The 17,470-nt window shown below is 73.7% G+C and carries 10 protein-coding genes and 1 pseudogene; 6 read left to right on the forward strand and 5 right to left on the reverse strand.

What is annotated here, in order from left to right; translation table 11 throughout:
* Nucleotides 1–322 precede the first annotated feature (322 nt).
* A complete protein-coding gene (locus V6U82_RS13220) occupies nt 323–949 on the forward strand; it encodes an NADPH-dependent F420 reductase (RefSeq protein ID WP_334461086.1) in 627 nt (208 codons plus the stop codon).
* 58 nt (nt 950–1,007) lie between these two features.
* Here the strand turns inward: V6U82_RS13220 and V6U82_RS13225 are convergent, their stop codons facing one another.
* Entirely contained in the window at nt 1,008–2,825 is a 1,818-nt protein-coding gene (locus V6U82_RS13225) for a VanW family protein (RefSeq protein WP_334461381.1), read from the reverse strand.
* A gap of 186 nt (nt 2,826–3,011) precedes the next feature.
* Here V6U82_RS13225 and nudC point away from each other — a divergent pair.
* Nucleotides 3,012–3,935 (forward strand): annotated as a pseudogene (gene nudC, locus V6U82_RS13230) (NAD(+) diphosphatase); the annotation flags it as partial.
* Here nudC and V6U82_RS13235 read toward each other — a convergent pair.
* Nucleotides 3,826–5,115, reverse strand: coding sequence for a lipopolysaccharide biosynthesis protein (locus tag V6U82_RS13235; RefSeq protein ID WP_334461087.1), 1,290 nt, complete (start codon nt 5,113–5,115; stop codon nt 3,826–3,828). The pseudogene nudC and the gene V6U82_RS13235 overlap by 110 nt on opposite strands.
* A complete protein-coding gene (locus V6U82_RS13240; protein ID WP_334461088.1) occupies nt 5,112–9,635 on the reverse strand; it encodes an alpha-(1->3)-arabinofuranosyltransferase in 4,524 nt (1,507 codons plus the stop codon). The genes V6U82_RS13235 and V6U82_RS13240 overlap by 4 nt, the downstream gene beginning before the upstream one ends.
* 168 nt (nt 9,636–9,803) lie before the next feature.
* Here V6U82_RS13240 and V6U82_RS13245 point away from each other — a divergent pair, with 168 nt between their 5' ends.
* The 3 genes from V6U82_RS13245 to V6U82_RS13255 are packed head-to-tail and all read left to right on the forward strand — an operon-like array spanning nt 9,804 to nt 13,620.
* Nucleotides 9,804–11,681: a hypothetical protein gene (locus V6U82_RS13245; RefSeq protein WP_435122981.1), complete on the forward strand. Its 1,878-nt coding sequence runs from the start codon at nt 9,804–9,806 to the stop codon at nt 11,679–11,681.
* On the forward strand, nt 11,681–13,390 hold the full coding sequence (locus tag V6U82_RS13250; RefSeq protein WP_334461090.1) for a hypothetical protein: 1,710 nt from the start codon (nt 11,681–11,683) through the stop codon (nt 13,388–13,390). The genes V6U82_RS13245 and V6U82_RS13250 overlap by 1 nt, the downstream gene beginning before the upstream one ends.
* Nucleotides 13,391–13,425: 35 nt before the next feature.
* Nucleotides 13,426–13,620 (forward strand): hypothetical protein, encoded by a 195-nt coding sequence (locus V6U82_RS13255; protein ID WP_091425994.1) that lies wholly within the window; start codon nt 13,426–13,428, stop codon nt 13,618–13,620.
* Here V6U82_RS13255 and V6U82_RS13260 read toward each other — a convergent pair.
* Nucleotides 13,605–14,783: a glycosyltransferase family 4 protein gene (locus V6U82_RS13260; RefSeq protein ID WP_334461383.1), complete on the reverse strand. Its 1,179-nt coding sequence runs from the start codon at nt 14,781–14,783 to the stop codon at nt 13,605–13,607. The genes V6U82_RS13255 and V6U82_RS13260 overlap by 16 nt on opposite strands.
* Nucleotides 14,784–14,935: 152 nt before the next feature.
* A complete protein-coding gene (locus tag V6U82_RS13265; protein WP_128138134.1) occupies nt 14,936–16,165 on the reverse strand; it encodes an acyltransferase family protein in 1,230 nt (409 codons plus the stop codon).
* A gap of 113 nt (nt 16,166–16,278) precedes the next feature.
* On the opposite strand from V6U82_RS13265, the gene V6U82_RS13270 reads away from it, so the two are divergent.
* Nucleotides 16,279–17,436 carry a DUF3068 domain-containing protein gene (locus tag V6U82_RS13270; protein WP_128138135.1) on the forward strand — a complete coding sequence of 386 codons (1,158 nt, stop codon included), beginning with the start codon at nt 16,279–16,281 and terminating at the stop codon, nt 17,434–17,436.
* Nucleotides 17,437–17,470 lie beyond the last annotated feature (34 nt).

Here is a 17,470-nt window from a genome sequence, read left to right on the forward strand (position 1 = left end):
AGCGCCGATGGTACTGCACTCGGGAGGGTGTGGGAGAGTAGGACACCGCCGGACAATCTTCCAATTCAGGGCCACCCCCGCACGGGGTGGCCCTGAATTGCGTGTATTCGAAAGCCAAGCCCTCCATTGCCTATCCGTGTGAGCTACACCGCCCCGGATTTGGGGCCGGCCGACGGGAATCACCACGTCGGCCTCGTCAGTCTCGTAACGTCGAGCCGGGACCGTCGACGCACGCCGGCCCGCCTGCCCGGCGGCGCGAAACGTGACGTGTCGTACGCCGGGACCGTGATCGGGTCCGACCACACGGGGTACAGGAGTGGGCATGGAGATCGGAATCATCGGGTCGGGGCACATCGGGGGCACCCTCACCCGTCGTCTGCGTTCACTCGGTCACGACGTCGCGGTGGCCAACTCCCGCGGGCCGGAGAGCCTGGCCGACCTCGCCGCCGAAACCGGCGCCCGGGCCGTGTCGGTGGAGGACGCCGTGCAGGGCGCCGAGCTGGTGGTCATCGCGATCCCGCTGAAGGCGGTGCCGCAGCTCCCGGCGGCGCTCTTCGACGGCAAGCTGGTGGTCGACGCCAACAACTACTACCCCCAGCGGGACGGCGACCTTCCCGAGCTGCTGGACCGCAGCCTCAGCTCCAGCCGCTGGACCGCCGACCACCTCAAGGGCGCGCGGGTGGTGAAGGTCTTCAACAACATCCAGGCAGCGCACCTGATGGACGAGGGCAAGCCGGCCGGTGCGGCAGGCCGGATCGCGCTGCCGGTGGCCGCTGACGACGCGGACGCCAAGCGGACCGTCATGGGCCTGGTGGACGAGCTGGGCTTCGACCCGGTCGACGCGGGCACCCTGGACGAGAGCTGGCGGCAGCAGCCGGACACGCCCGTCTACGGCACCGACCGGGACGCCGACGGCGTACGCGAAGGGCTGGCCGCGGCACGGCCGTGAGAAGCATGGGAAAGGCCCCGCCGGATGCGTCCGGCGGGGCCTTCTCGCGTTCGGTGGATCAGTCGTCGCCCGGCTTCGGGGCGCAGATGAAGCGCGGCTCGGCGTCGTAGCGCCAGCTGAACTTCTCCCGCTTGAACACCTTGCCGTCCTTCTTGATGACCCGGTACGCGTCCTGGGCGAACCCGACTGCGCCGGCGGCGGCGATGCAGGTCGGCCCCGGCGTCAGGTAGACAGTCTTCGGCTGGGTGATGTCGCGGCGCGGGCCGTACTCGGTCTTCACGCTGTCGTAGATCTTCGTGCTCCAGATCGAGACGGTGATCGAGCTGGACGTGTACGACGTGTCGATCAGTACGCCGTACGGCGTGTTGTTGCGGAACTTGAAGTCGAGCTGCGGCCAGTAGATGGTCGACTCGATCACCGCCGGGTAGCGGCTGAAGTAGAACGAGTGCGGCTTGTGCTCGACGTCCTCCAGCCCGGCGTAGTAGGTGGCGTTGAACAGCGTGGTGGTGAACTGGGAGACGCCACCGCCGACGCCCGGCACCAGCTTGCCGCCGACGATCGTCGGGGCGTCCTTGTATCCCTGGTCGTAGCCGCGCTCGCCGGTGTGCCCGTTGAGCGAGAACGTCTCGCCCGGCTTCACCAGCGCGCCGTCCACGTCCTTCGCCGCGCGGACGATGTTCTGGCTGCGCGGCGACGACAGGCCACCGGTGAAGTGGGTGGTGAACGTCGACACCCGCTCCTTGATGCCGAGCTTCGCCAGCTCCGCCTCGGTCAGCTCGGGGGCGGCCGGCTTCAGCTCGGCGATCACCGTACGGCCCTCGGTCTTCGGCAGCACCGCGAGCAGGGCCGGGCCGAGCGCGGCGGCGTCGACCTGGCGTCCGGCCTTGCTGGGCAGCACCTTCGGCTTGCCGCCGCTGATGGTCAGCCCGGCATCCCGCGGCTCGACCTCGAGCTTCGCCAGCCGGTCGCCGAGCGCGGTACGCAGCCGCTTGACGTCGACCTTCGGGGTGAGCGTGCCGGCGTCGTCGGCGGAGAAGCGCAGCGACCGGGCGATGGCGGCGGGCGGGACGGTGACCGAACCGCCGTCGGTGGTGAGCGTGACCGGCGCGGCCACCGCGGGCCGGGCCAGCTCGGCGACGAGGCGGTCCACCTCCTCGCGGCTGGTGGCCGGCCACTTCTCGACGAGCGGCACGGTGACCGGCTCGGCGGCCAGCCAGCCGGCCTTCACCACAGCGGTGGCGCCGTCGGTGTCGATCGTCAGCGCCGGCTTCGGGTAGACCGGCTTCGGTGTGGTCCCGGTCCAGATGATCGCCGGCATGGTCATCTCACGCCCCTGCGCGCCCATCACCTTGCGCAGGGCCGCCCCCAGCTTGGCCTGGTCGACGGTGACCACCGGCTCGACCGCCCGGGAGCCGACGAGCCGGCTCACCGCGTGCGCGTCGGCCTCGGCGGCCGCCGCCACAGTCGCCTCCACGTCGATGGCGAGCCCCACGTCGGACGGCTTCAGCTCGGCCTTGTTCTCCCCGACTGTGACCGCGAGCGGGGCGTTCAACGTGTCGGCCCGGCGTTCCAGCTCGGCGCGGAGCGCCTGGGCCGCCTCCGCGCGGCTCCGCCCGCCCAGCTCGGTGCCGAGCACCGTGGTGCCGCGGGGCACGTCACCGGCGTACGCGTAGGCGCCCAGGCCGACGCCGCCGGCGAGCACTGCCGCGACGATCCCCCCGGCCAGCAGCAGCCGGGCCCGTCGCGAGCGTGTCGGCTTGGCCGCGCCGCCTCCGGGTGGTGTGGCGACCGGCTCCATCTCGACGCCGGGCCAGCTCACCGCCGCCACCTTGATGGTGGGACGGTCGTCGGCAGCCGGCATCTTCTCGCCGTACATCGTCACTGCAACCTCGATCGGAAGTACACGCGGGGACCGCTTCCCCCGCGGGAGACACCTACGGTAACCAACGCTCGGGCCCGCCGGGAGTGTCCGGTCCGGCGGTCGTGTCGGTTGACCGCCGGTGTCGCACCGATCACCCGTTTCGGGGCCGTGCCGGGACGGGGATCGTGGCACGGTGAGCTGGTGCGGACACAGGATCGGGTGCCGGCGTACGGCGGCGGATGGCTGGATCGGGCGGCGGCGCGGCGCGCCGACGCGGACTGGCTGGCCGAGCGGCTGACCGATCCGGCGAGCGTGGTGCTGCCGCTGTGGCGGGACCGCTGCCTCGTCGACGGGGACGGCCCGGTCCGGCTGACCGGGGAGCGCGCGTCCGCCGTCCGGGCCGCTGGGGACGAGACCGTCTTCCTCGGGCTCGACGGGGACGCCGCCGTGTTCGCCGTGGATCTGTCCGCGCTGGGCGAGCGGGCCGCCGTGGAGGCCGCCGCCGCGACGCGGGCGGTCGACCTGCGGGCGCTGGCCGGCCGGCTCGACCCGGCCGGGGCGGCCGTGCAGGCGTACGCCCGGGGGTTGCTGTTGTGGCACCGGCAGCAGCGATACTGCGGCGCGTGTGGCGCGGCGGCCGTGGCCGGGGGTGGCGGGCACGTCCGGACCTGTGCCGACGCGGAGTGCGGGCGGCTTCTGTTCCCCCGGATCGAGCCGGCCGTCATTGTGCTCGTCGAGGCGCCCGGCCCGCCGGGGCGTTGCCTGCTGGCCCGGCACGCGGGCGCGCCCGAGGGCTCGTTCTCGACGCTCGCCGGATTCGTCGAGGTGGGTGAGAGCCTGGAGGACGCGGTCCGCCGGGAGCTGGCGGAGGAGGCGGGGGTGACAATCACCGACGTGACCTACCAGGGGTCGCAGGCGTGGCCGTTCCCCGCCGGCCTGATGGTGGGTTTCCGGGCCGTCGCCACCTCCGAGCAGGTCCGCGTCGACGGGGTGGAGCTGCTGGACGCGCGCTGGTTCACCCGGGCGGAGCTGCGGGAGCGGATCGCGTCCGGCCGGCCGCTGGGCCGGGTGGACTCGATCGATCACCTGTTGCTGGGTGACTGGCTGTCCGCCGACGCGCCGGCACGGCCATCAGCAGTGTCGTGACCACGGCCGTGGCGAGGGCCGCGACGACGAGACCGCCGACGGTACGCGGGCGCACGGCCACGGCGACCGTCACCAGCGCCGCCGTGCCCAGCCACAGCGGTGCCGCCGCCCACCTGACGCCCCCGGCGAGACGGTCGTTGAGCAGCACGAACGTCACCGCGTAGAGCGCGCCGACGGCGGCGAACAGCGGCGCGTACCGGCCGAGCGACGTGTAGCCGGGTCCGCCGACGAGCCGGAAGGCCAGCCCGCCGGCGACCGCCGACGCGCCCACCAGGACCAGACCGCACGCACCCGTCACCGCGAGCGCGACGGTGCGGCTGCGGCGGTCGCCGCGGGCCAGGCGCGGCAGGGCCAGGACGGCGGCGACCTGCGGCGCCCAGAGCGCGCCCTTGGTCAGGACCGTCCCCACCGAGTACGCCCCGGAGCCCGACGGTGGCAGCAGTTGCCGGGCCAGGAGCAGGTCGGCGTAGGAGACGACGAGCATCGCCAGCGTCGCGCCGCATCCGGCGGTCACCTGCGCGACGGTCAGGCGCGGGGCGGCCGACGGACGCCGGGGCGTACCGGTGAGCCAGGCCAGCGCCGGGGGCGCCAGCGCGGCGGTGAGCGCACCGATCCCGAGCGCGCCGGTCAGGCCCGCGCCGAGCAGCAGCCCCACGATCACCCCGCCGTAGCGGGCGGCGGCCAGCAGCGCCATCGCGGTGGCGAGCCGCAGGAAGCGCTGACCGCCCTGCAACTCGCCGAGCGAACGCGACGAGAGCACCACCGAGGCAGTGGTGACCGCCAGCAGCGCGGGTACCACCGCCGGCAGGTCCAACGCGGTGACCAGCACCGGAGTCGCCACCAGCAGCGCCCCCGCGCACAGGGCGGCGGTCAGCACGGTGAGCCGCCGGGTGTCGGACGGGCCGTGCCGGGCGTGGTGCACGGCGACCGCCAGTTGCAGGCCGAGCCCCGGCACACCGGCGATGGCCACCAGACCGAGGGCGGTGGCGAGCGCGCCGAGGTCGTCCGCGTCGAGCTTCCGGGCGGCGAGCACCGGCACCAGGTAGGCCAGGCCGTTGACCAGGACACCGGCGAGCGTGACGGCGACGCCCGCCGCGCCCAGCCCGGTCGTCCGGGCGTCCGCCGCCTCCGGCCCGGGGCCCGGCCGGCCCTCGGTCACGTGATCTCCGAGACGCGGGACGCCGGGCGGTCGCCCGAGCCCGGCACGCCGTCCGGACCGGGCCGGTCGTCCGAGCCCGGCTCGGGACGATCGTCCACGTCCGCATCCCGGGCCGGATCCGGCTCGGCCTCGCCGTCCGGCCCTCGGCCCACGTCGTGGGCCGCGACGGCAGCGGCGGGAGCGGCGACGGCAGCGGCGGCGAGGGCGGGGACGGGCGTCGGCTGTCCGGCCGGCTCGGGCGCCCGGGGGGCCGGCACGGCCGGTGTCGCCGCCGAGGCCGGGCTGATCCGGCGTACGGGCCGTCGGCGGGCGGTCGTGGGAAGCCAGAGCGCGCCCAGGGCGGCGACCGTCAGGAGTTGCGGCAGCGCGTCGGTGTGCCGGTCGGCCGATTCCAGGTGCACCCACCCGGCCAGCGCCACGAGCGCGCCGGGAAGCCACGTCTCGGCGGCCCGGGCGATCCTCCTGACCTGCCGTGGGTCGCCGGTCCAGGGCAGGCGGCGCGGCCCGGGTACGGCGAGCATGAAGCCCGCCGCGACCAGCAGGGCGCCGAGCAGACCGCTGTGGAGCACGAGCGCGGCGGCGCCGACTCCGAGCAGCGGCAGCGAGCGGGTGAGCCGTCGCCGGGCCGCCGGTACGACGGCGACCGCGCGATCCCCGGCCGGCCGGCGGTCCGGCAGCACCGCGAGCAGGACCACCACCGCCAGCAGGACGCCGCCGAGCAGCAGACCCGTCCGGTACGGGGTGTCCGGCGTGAAGCGCAGCACCACGTCCCCGGAGACACCGGCGGGAAGGATCCAGCCCTGCTGCCAGCCGTCCACCACGAGCGGGGTGAGCCTCTTCCCGCCGATGGTCGCCTGCCAGCCCGTGTTGGTGTTCTCCCGGACCGCGAGCACCCGGTCGACGGGGTGCTCGGACACCCGTACCCGGCGCTCGGTGGCCGACCAGGAACCCACCTCGATGTCGCCGGCGGTGGCCGTCGCGGCGGGCGTGGCGGTACGCGGCGCCAGCGCGACCCGGGTGGCGGTGGCGAGCTTGCTCGCCGTGGTGACGACGCGGTGCTCGCCGCTGCCCAGGTCGAGCTGCTCGGGCGTGACCCGGCCGCAGGCGGTGACCGGCATCTCGCGCATCTCCAGCAGGTCGCGCACCGTGCCGGTGAGCGTGGTGGTGATCCGGGACGAGCCGACGTGGAGCGTCGGACCCGATCCGCAGGCCAGCTTCAGCGGGGTCTCCGGACGCGGCGCGACTGTGGTCCCGAGGGGCAGCACCGTCACCTCGCCGACCGCGACGGGCAGCGGCTCGGGCAGGCGCAGGCCGTACGGGTCGATGCTGGTGGCGGACGGCTTGTCGAGGAACTGGATGGTGATCGAGTCGGTTCGCATCGGCGGGTCGAGCGTGAGCACACCGTCGTCGGTGAGCAGGTTGCTGCGGAACCCGTCGTTGCCGACCACTCGTACGCTGCCGAGCCGGGTGGCGGCGGTCCCGTCCTCGACGGTGAAGCGGATCCGGCTGATGACCTGCGGTTCGAGCCAGGTGAGGCGCAGGATCGGCGCCTCGTCGTTCAGCGCCGGTGACCAGCTCGTGGCCGGGTCGCCGTCGAGGACCGCGCCGGGCCGGCCGGCCGGGTCGGGTACCGCCGTCGAGGACGCGGTGACCTGCGGCGCGAGGCGCAGCGGCTGGGCGTCGGCGACCAGCTTGTCCAGGGCGGCGTTCAGCTCCGGGCCGGGCGTCGGCCGCGCCCACATCTTCGCGTCGTACGTCCCGGCCACCGGCAGCGTGAAGGTGCGGTCGATGGTGGAGGCGTCCTCGGAGCCGCGGATCGCGTCGGTGGAGCAGCGCGGGCGGCCGTCGACTGTGAAGCAGGCGGGCGTGGACGGCGCCGCCGACACGACGACGCCGGCCGGCTGGTCGGTGGCGGGGGCGGCGGGCAACTGGAGCGTCCGGCCGGTCTCGACACCGGGAATCCTGATCTCGGTGATGCCGACCGACTTGTCGCCGAACGGGCGCAGGTCGAACGCGGCGTCGACGGAGACCTCGACCTTGCGGGTGGCGTGGACGCCGGGCAGCTCGAAGACCATGTGGTCACCGAACTGTTCGACGGTGCGGCTCTCGTACCCGGCTGTCACGGTGACCGTGGTGGGCAGGGCGTCGGCCTTCAGGTCGAACCACACCTCCACCCGGGTGACCCGGGTCGGGTTCGCCAGGTTCACCTCGATCCACTGCCTGTCGCTGCGGGAGTGCGGCGCCGACCGCCAGGACGTGTCGGTGTCGCCGTCCATCGCCGCGTACGGCTGGTACTCCGGCCGGGCGCCACCGGCGGCGTCGATCTGGGAGCGGGCGGTCGAGGCGCGGATCGCGCTGATGCCCTCGAAGCGGGCGACGGTCGACCACTCCGGCCCCCAGTCGGGCAGGTAGTCGTGCGCGGGCGCGGTCACCGCGAAGGTGTCGTCGGCGGTGAGCGTCTGCGAGGAGTTGTCGCGCAGCCGGCCGAACGAGACGTCGCGTCGTCGCAGCCCGTCGGTCATCACGACGCGCCCGCTGGTCTCGCCGGCCTTCGCGTCGCCGGCCAGGACCGTGGGCGCGTCGGTGAGCTGGCCCGAGGCGGCCAGATCGAGCAGCGACTCGGGACCGCCGACGACAGTGGTCACGTCGTCGCGGTCGTACGCGACCACTGGCTGGACGGGCCGGTCCACCCGGTACACCTCGAGTGCCCGTCCGGGGACGTCGAGGCCCTGGTCGCGGAACTCGTCCGGGGAGTCGGAGCCGCCGCGTACCGGGCCGAAGGACACGACGCGGGTCAGCCCGGGCGAGCGTTCCAGCGCCTGCCGGACGACCGCCGGGCGGGCCGTGTCCGAGCGGCCGTGGTCGAGGTCGGCGCGGAACAGGACGTGGCTGATCCCGGAGCGGGCGAGCAGGTCGGCCAGGCCGGCCGACCCGGCCCCGGTGGCGAGCGTCGACTCGATCGCGTCCAGCAGCCGGATCGTGGCGGGCGGGGTGAACGGGATCGCGTTGCGGACCGCCCACCGGCTGTCCAGCAGCGGCTGGGCGATCTCGTCGGTGGTGCTGCCCCAGTCGTACGCGGGGAAGCGCGCGCCGGGGACGACGAGCACGCGCCCGCGTCCGGTGTTCGCGTCCAGCCAGTCGGTGGCCTCGTGCCAGTAGCCGGGCACGTCCTTGACCGCGCCCGGCGTGGCGAGGCCACCGGCGAGCGCCGGTGAGGCGACGCCCGCTACCGCGACCATCGCCGTGCCGGCGGTGAGCCAGGCCCGGGCCGTGGCGCGGCCCCGGCGCTGCCCGGGCGCGGTCCGGGCGGCACGTACGGCGAGGCTGACCAGGTGCGCCAGGCCGAGCGCCAGCGGCAGGCGGAGCAGCACGTCGAACTTGTGCACGTTGCGCAGCGGGGCGCCGATGCCGTCGAGGAACTGCTGCTGCGGCCCGGCGAGGATGTTCGGCAGGTCGCCGGTGTGGCCGAGCCCGACGAGTGCGACGCCGAGCAGCAGGCCGGTGATGAGGAACCGGCGGTGCGGCATCCCACGCCGGGACAGGCCGAGCACGCCGAGCACGGCGACGGTCAGGGTGGCCACGACGAGCAGCGTGTCGTTGGCCAGCCGCGCGCCGGCCGGGATGGTCGCGCCGAAGGGGGAGGCCAGGTACGCGACCCAGTAGGAGGCGCCGCGCAGCGTCGTCACCGCGTCGGTGACGCTGGTGGTGTTGCGGGCGGTCTCGATGTAGTCCAGGAACGGCGGGCTGTACCGGCCGAGGACCAGCAGCGGGATCAGCCACCACGCGGTGGCCAGGGCGACCGCGCCGCACCAGGCCGCGAGGGCGGTGACGCGGCGGCGCAGGGGCCGGAGCGTGGCGAGCCAGAGCAGGGCGAGCGGCACCACGGCGGCGACGGCGGTGGCGTTGACGCCGCCCGCGCAGGCGACGGCGATCGCCGACCCGGCGACCGCGCGCCGCATCCGGGCGCCCCGGGCGAGTCCCACGAGCGGGATGAGCACCCACGGCGCGACGGCGCTGGGCCAGGACTCCACCGACGACCAGCCGAGCTGGGTCAGGATGCGCGGGGACAGCGCGAACGCGACGCCGGCGATCATCCGGCCGGCGGGGCTGCCGATGCCGAGCCGGCCCGCCAGCCGCACCACACCGAGGTACGCGACGCAGAACAGCAGCGCCCACCACAACCGCTGGACGATCCACGGCGCGATGCCCAGTTCCGTCCCGAGCAGGAAGAACGGGCCCATCGGCCAGAGATATCCGTACGCCTGGTTCTGGAGCTGGCCGAACGTCCCGGTGGGATCCCAGAGGTGCAGCGAGCGCAGCAGCCACCCGGCCGGATTGACGTTCAGGTCGACCTTGGTGTCCGGGACGACCTGCCCGGGAGCCTGCTGGAAGGCGAGGGCGGTGAGTGCGAGACAGATCGTCAGGTGCCGGAACCGTCGCGCCGTCTGCCGGGCACGGCTTGTCTCCCGGGCGGGGGTGTCCGTCCCCGTCGGCGACGTTGTCGTCCCGTCCGCACGCATTTTCGGCTCCTGTCTCGCCGGCCGTACGCGCATCTGCAACATGACGCGTGTCGCGCGACGTTATCCGGACCGGACGCGCAGCGGCGACCTGGGGGCGCTGCGGGGCGTTATCAGGAGAACGGCCGTCCCCACGGCGTGTAAGCGTGTGGCAGGCTGCCGACCATGTCAATGCCACAAGCAGCGGCCGAGACGCATCCGGCAGCCGTCGGCGCGGAGGACGACGGACCCGGACCGCTCGGTCGCTGGATAGCCGCCGACCGCGTCCGCGCGGTCGCGATCGCCCTCATCATCGTGTCCGTCGCGTCGCGCGCCGGGCTGGCCGCCCGTGGCTGGTTCTCGCAGGACGAGTTCGTCATCGCCGCGCAGGTGCTCGACACCCGGCTGGACCCGGACTACCTGCTGGGCACGTTCAACAACCACCTCATGCCGGCCGGGCTGGCGGTCGCCTGGGTGATGGTCCGGGCGGCCGGGTTCGCCGACTGGCCGTGGATCCTGCTGCTGGCGGCCGGGCAGGCGGCGGTGGGGATCGCCCTCTACCGGCTGCTCCGTGACCTGCTGCGGCCCGGCTGGGGGCTGCTCGTCCCGCTGAGCCTGTTCCTGTTCAGCCCGCTGACGCTCGAGGTGTCGTCGCTGTGGCTGGTCGGGCTGCTCGTGCTGCCACCGCAACTCGCCCTGGTCCTCGCCGTGGCGGCCCAGGTCCGGTACGTGCGCACCGGCCGGAGGCGGCACCTCGTCCTGGTCGCGTTCTGGCTGGTGTTCGGCCTGCTCTTCGACACCAAGGCGCTGCTGATCGTGCCGCTGCTGTTCCTGCTGACCGCGTTCCTGTTCACCAGAGGCCGCGCGTGGCGCAGCCTGGTGACCACCGTCGTCCGGTTCTGGCCGGCGTGGCTGATGCTCACCGTGCTGTCCGGGGCGTACCTGGCGTACTACCTGACCCGCCCGGCCCGAGGGCTGGACGAGCCCACGTCGGTCGGGCAGGTCTTCTCCTTCCTGGGCGACCTGGTCGGCGACACGGTGGTGCCGGGCCTGCTCGGCGGGCCGTGGCGCTGGACGTACGCCGGTGACGGGCCGCCGCTGTCCGACCCGTACGACATCGCGAAGTGGCTGTCCTGGGCGGTGCTCGCGGCGCTGGTCGTGGTCACCGTGCGGCGGCGGCCGTCCGCCGGGCGGGCCTGGCTGCTGCTCGCCTGCTACCTCGGCCTGGTCGCGGCGCTGTTCGCGGTGACCCGGCTCGGCGGACCGCTCGGGCCGCTGGTCGGCGTCGTCCCCCGGTACGTCGCGGACGTGGTCCTGGTGGCCGCGATCTGCGTCGGGGTGGCGCTGCTCGGGATGAAGGACCACGACGAGGACGACGTCTCCGCGTGGCCGCTGCCGACCGTGCTGCGGGAGCCGGGCGCCTTCGCCGTCGGCCTGGTCTCGATGGTCGTGCTGCTGGCCACCATCGGTGTGGGCACGCTGTGGAGCACCGCGAGGTTCGGCGACAACTGGAGCACCAAGCACGGCCGGGACTACCTGGCCACGACGCAGGCCGAGCTGGCCGCCGCCCCGCCCGGCACCGTCTTCTTCGACACGATCGTGCCGGACCGGGTGGTGGCCGGGTACTTCTGGCCGGACAACCTCCAGTCCCACTTCTTCCGTCCGGCCCAGCGTCGGCCGACGTTCGTGACGATGAGCGAGAAGCCGTCGACGTTCGACGAGAACGGCCGGATCCGTCCGGTCGTGGTCGAGGGACGCAAGGTCGCGCCCGGCACCGTGGAGGGCTGCGGGCACCTGGCCGAGGGGGGCCGGACCGCCCGGATCCCGATGGACGGCTATCTGGTGGAGTGGCCGTACGTGGTGCACTTCGGCTACGTCAGCTCCGGTGACTCGACGGCGGTGTTCAAGCTCGGCGACGCGACCCGTGAACTCACGCTCAAGAGCGGCCTGAACGACGTGTTCTTCATGCTGGAGGGCGCCGGGTCCGCCGTCGAGCTGACCGTGAACACGCCGGGCGTCCGGTTGTGCACCAACCTGGTCACCATCGGCCGGGCGGTGCCGAAGCCGTAATGACCGGACGTCCCGCCGACGGCGGCGGCCCCGCGGTCCGGCGGTGGCGGGAGACGCTGCCGCTGTACCTCGCGGCGGTCGTCGTCACCGCGTCGATCCTGGCCCCGTTCGCGGCGCCGGGCTACGCGCTGCGGTACGACATGGTGTTCGTCCCCCGGCAGCCGCTGAGCTGGGATCTGGTGGCCCCGGCGCAGAGCCTGCCCCGGGCGGTGCCGATGGACGCGCTGGTCTCGCTGGTGACCCAGCTCGTGCCGGGCTGGGTGGTGCAGCGGGCGGCGCTGGCCGGTGCGGTCCTGTTCGCCGCAGTGGGCGCGGGGCGGCTGGTGCCGACGCAGCGGCGCGCGGTGCGACTGGTCGCCGCGGTGGCGTACGCGTGGACGCCGTACCTGGCCGAGCGGCTGCTGATCGGGCAGTGGGGGCTGCTGCTGGCGTACGCCGCACTGCCCTGGCTGGTGCGGGCGGCGCTGGACCTGCGGGCGGGCCGCGACGGCGCGCCCGCCCGGGTGGTGCTGCTGGCCGCGCCCGCCGCGATCACCCCGACCGGCGGCCTGATCGCGCTGGCGACGGTGCTGGTGCTGGCGGCGGACCGGGCCCGGCTCCGGCTGTCCGCGGTCGCGGTGGGCGGTGTCGCGCTGCTGAACGCCCCGTGGCTCGTGGCGGCCCTGGTGACCGGCGCGGGCGGCACGTCCGACCCGGCCGGGGTGGCGGCGTTCGCGGCGCGCGCCGAGAACTGGGCCGGCCCATTGGTGGCGCTCGCGGGCACCGGCGGCATCTGGAACGTGCAGGCCACTCCGGCCAGCCGGTCCGCCATCCTGGCCCCGTTGGCGACGGTGGTCCTCGTGGTGCTGGCCGCTGTCGGCGCCGCCCTGCTGCGGCGGCGGCTGCCGGCGGGCGCGGCGGTACGGCTGGGCGTGCTGGCCGGCGGCGCGTACCTGCTGGCCGCCCTTGCCGTGCTGCCCGGCGGGAACACGGCGCTGAGCTGGGCGGTGGCGCACGTGCCGGGGGCGGGACTGCTCCGCGACGGGCAGAAGTTCCTCGCGCCGTACGCCCTCGTGCTGGTGGTGTGCGCGGCGCTCGGCGCCGAACGGCTGGTGGCCCGGATCGACCGGGAGGTCGGCGGGATCGTGCTGGCCGGGCTGCTGCTCCTGCCGGTGGCCGCGATGCCGGACCTGGCGTTCGGCGGGGCCGGCCGGATCAGCCCGGTGCGCTACCCGGCGGACTGGCGGGCGGTCGCCGAGCGCCTGCCCGACGACCCCGGTGAGATCCTCGCCCTGCCGCTGACCACCTACCGGGCCTATCCGTGGAACCCGGGCCGGGTGGTGCTGGACCCGGCGCCCCGCTACCTGCCGGGAACCGTGCTCACCGACGACACGCTCGTGGTCGACGACGTCGCGGTGGCCGGGGAGAATCCGCGCCTGCGCGAGGTGCGCCGGGTGCTCGCCGAGGGGCGGCCGGTCTCGGCCACCGGTGTGCGCTGGGTGGTGGTGCAGCACGGTACGCCGAGCACAGTGGACCCGGCCGTTCTGGCCGGTCTCGACCTACGGTACGAGGGGGAGTCGCTGAGCCTCTACCGGAACCCGGCCGCCTCGGACGCGTCGCCGCGGGCCGGAGCCGGCCGCCGGCTGGTCGTGCTCGCGTGCGGAACTGCCGTTCTGGCGGTCATGGCTGCCGCCTTTTCGACCCTACGCCGGCGAGCTACTGCGTGGTAACGTCCGCTCGCACGTCTCACCATCGGAGGAATGGCATGCGTAGAGCTTTGACCCTTGTCGTGTCCGGCCTGGTGGCGGCGTTGCTCGGGGTCCTGGCCCTCGGCGGGCTCTCGGCCGCCGCGACCGCCACGGCCGAGGAGGCCGCGACCGAGGCGCGTAACGCCACGGAGGCGGCCAAGCGGGCCGGTAAGCAGGACCCGTACGCCCCCGAGGTCTACGGCAACAGGTAGGACGGGTCGCCCCGCCGCTGCACCGGGCGGGGCGAGTCCGCAGTCTCCAGCAGGGTCGCGAAGCGTTCCCCCGCCACCGGCCAGGTGAAGTTCGCCGCGTGCCGCCGGGCCTGGGCGCCCATCTCCTGACGCGTCTCGTCGTCGTGCAGCAGCGCGCGCACCTTCGCCAGGTAGTCGTCGATGTCGTCGGCCAGCAGGCCGGTACGCCCGTCGACCACCGCCTCCGCGACGCCGCCCGCCTCCCGGAACGCCACTGTCGGCGTACCCGCCGCGCCGGCCTCCACGATCGTCAGCCCCCAGCCCTCCTTGAGCGACGGCGTCAGGGCGACCCAGGCCGAGGCGAGCAGCGCGGCCTTCTCCTCCTCCGTCACGAAGCCCCGGAAGTCCACCCGGTCGGCGATGTCCAGCTCGTCGGCGACCTCGCGCAGGTGCGACTCCCACCAGCCCTGACCGGCGACCACCAGCCGGAGCTGGGGCAGCTCGTCGGCGAGCGCCGCGACCGCCCGCAGCGCCACCTCCACCCGCTTGTGCGGCACCAGGCGGTTCAGCGTCACGAGCAGCGGGAACGGGGCGCGTTCGACGTCGGTGCGGGGCAGCTCCGGCGTGCCGTTGTAGACCACCGAGACCTGCTCCGGCGGTACGCCGAGGGTGGCGAGTTCGCGCCGGGTCGCCTCGGACACGGTGACGTACCGGCATCGCCGGTAGACGCGTACCGCCAGCGACGACTCGACCCACCAGCCGAACCGGGCGGCCCACTGCGGCAGGACCACCGGCCACTGCTCGCGGTGCACGTGGTGGATCAGCTTGACCACCGGGCGCCGGGCCCAGAGCGGGGAGAGGAACGGCAGGCCGTTGCAGACGTCGACGAGGATGTCCGGCCGGCCGCCCCGGCGCGCGGCGAGCGGGCCGAGGCCGAACGCCCCGGCCAGGTAGCAGAGCGCGGCCCAGAGGTAGACGGTGTGCCGGCCGCCGCGCCGGACGAACCGGATGCCCTCGTCGTTGACCTCGTCGGCAGGGGCCTCGCGGTGCGCGGCGCAGAACAGGGTGGCGCGGAATCCGCGCGCCACCAGCTCGGCGGCGATCCGTTCCACGTACACCTCGGAACCGCCGCCCTCGGGGTTGCGAGTGTCTCGCCAGTTGAGGAACAGCACGTGTCCGGGCATGCCGAAGCGACGCTCCACGCGAACCCTACTCTCAAGTAATTTAGCGGTGCGCGTCACATTAAGGGGCTGGGCCCGCGCCCGGCAATGCCCCGACCGGCGGCGTCGGTCCGCCGGCCGTCGCCGGGTCACTGACGGTGATCGGTGTGTGACAGCTAGGCGGGTGCTGCGACATCCGGCGTGGTGGCGGGGACGGCCGGTGTCCCGGGCGCCTGGCCGCGCCCGGTCGGCCGGCGGCGGCGCTGCGTGCCGAGCGTCTGGAGGGGACGCTCGACGCCGTAGTAGCTGACCGCCGCGTACGCCAGGCCGAAGACCATGGTCAGGGCGAAGGTGTTGACGAAACCGCCGGTGAACAGCGGCCGATCGTCGAGCAGGTAGATCAGCTCGATGACCAGCGGGTGCCAGAGGAACAGGCCGTACGACACGTGGCCCATCCACCGCGCCCACCCGCTGCTGAAGGCGTCCTTCGCCCGGGTCTGCCCGCCGAACGCCACCGGGATCGTGATCAGGACGGCGATCAGGAGGTAGAGCGCCAGCTTGGTGCCGAACTCGGCGGCGGTCGGGCTGGTCAGGTCGCGCGGGCCGGCGATCGGCGTCGTCGCGATCGCCATCACCGCGACCGCCGCGGCCCAGCAGGCGAGCGGCGCCGAGGCGAGGTCGTCGAGCACGCGGAAGGCGGCCGGCGCGGTGCCGGTACGCAGGGCCACGTGCGCCGCGGCGAGCGCCATGCCGCCGCCGAACCAGGCGCCGTACGAGGGGAACCACATCGTGTGCAGCGCGCCGTCGAGCCAGCCTGCGCCCATCATGGCGACCCACGCGAGGGTCAGCAGCGCCCCGGAGGAGGCGAGCAGCACGGTGCGGACGGGACGCCAGGTCCGGCCCACCGCGAGCACGGCGAACAGCGGCAGGAGCAGGTAGAAGACGACCTCGGTGGCGAGGCTCCAGGTCTGGCTGAGCCCGTGCCCGAGCTGGCCGGCTTCGTAGATCTGGGTGAGCGTGAGGTGGCGCAGCCAGTCGCCTGCCGACACCGGGTGGTTGCCGGGCAGGACGACGAGACAGACCACCACCGCCAGCCAGTACGCGGGCAGGATCCGCAGCGCCCGGCGCCAGAAGTACCGCTCGGTGCGGGGCCGCGGCCGTCCGGTCGCGACGCTGAGCGCCCACGGCCGGAACAGCAGGAAGCCGGACAGCACGAAGAAGATCGCCACGCCCACGTCCAGGCGCGCCAACCAGCCGCCCCACGAGGTGTTCATGGTGACGGCGGTCTGGAAGCCGACGTGGTGACCGACGACCGCCACCGCGCCGATCGCTCGCAGCGCGTCGAGGGCGGGAAGACGGCCCGTTACCGATGGCTCCGGGATTGTTGGCGTGGTGGCTGTGGACATCTGGACATCCAGGGGGTCGCTTTTGCAGGTGACTGGGGAGTAACCTCCCGCCAATGCTAAGGATCGGGTGCCCCGGACGACAGACCGTAGGGCGGCAGGTTACAGGAGGATGAGTGAAGCTTCGCTTGGGCGCCGCGCTCTTCGGGCTAGGTGTCTTGTTGCTGGTCTTCGCGGCCGGGCTGCCGTTCTACGTGGCCCCCGCCGTGACCAAGCTGCCCTATGACCTGGAACCAACGACGTCCGTCGCCGAGGCGAAGGGCGCGAAGTTCCTGAAGATCACCGCCGGTGACGGCTCGGTGAGCATCGACGTACCGCAGGCCGACCTCGTGTCCAGCATCGAGGTCATCCCGCAGCCGGAGGACACGAAGGACCGCTTGCCCAAGGAGCTGAAGGGCGACGCGGTCATCTGGAACGTCTTCCAGACGGTCAAGCGCGGTGACAACCAGGATGTGATCAGCCAGTACAGCACCGAGCTGGCGCTGTACCGGATCTCCGGCGCGGCGGCGCCGTGGGACGAGCAGTGGCTCAACGAGTCCGGCGCGCAGCAGACCCCGGTCGGCAACGTGCGTTACTCCGGCCAGATCTACAAGTTCCCGTTCGGCACCGGCAAGCGTGACTACCAGGTGTTCGACCGCGACCTGAAGAAGACGGTCCCGGCGCGGTTCACCGGCACCGAGAAGATCAAGGGCGTCGAGACTTACCGCTTCGAGCAGCGGATCGAGAACGAGCCGCTGAACACGCCCGAGGACAGCATCAAGACGCTGCTGGGCAAGTTCGCGCCCGGCGCGACCAGCGGCCAGATCGTCTACAGCAACACCCGTACGCTCTGGGTCGACCCGGTGACCGGCGCCTACATCAAGGTCCGCGAGCAGCAGTACAAGGAGCTGCGCCCGGACACCGGCGCCCCGACCGTGCTGCTGGACGCGGACTTCAACTACAACGACGACACGATCAGCCGCAGCGTCGAGACGGTGAAGGACAACCGTTTCAAGATCGGCCTGATCAGTGTCTGGGGTCCGATCATCGCCGGTGTGCTCGGCCTGATCGCCCTGATCGCGGGCGTGTGGCTGGTGACCCGGCCCAAGGGCGACGGCAGCGCCCGGCACCGGGCGGACGCGCCGACCTCCGACCCGACGTCCACCCGCGTGGACCAGGAGCCCGTGGGTGGCCCGCTCGACGACGAGATCCCGCCGGCTTCGACGAACTGGCGGTCCGACGATCCGTCGGTGCCGGCCCAGCGTTCGGGCGCCGGTGAGGTGGAGCGCCGCTGACCGGTACGGCGGAAGCACGACGGAGGGGTGGGCC

This window comes from Micromonospora sp. CPCC 205554, assembly GCF_036902745.1.
Lineage (GTDB): Bacteria > Actinomycetota > Actinomycetes > Mycobacteriales > Micromonosporaceae > Micromonospora > Micromonospora tulbaghiae.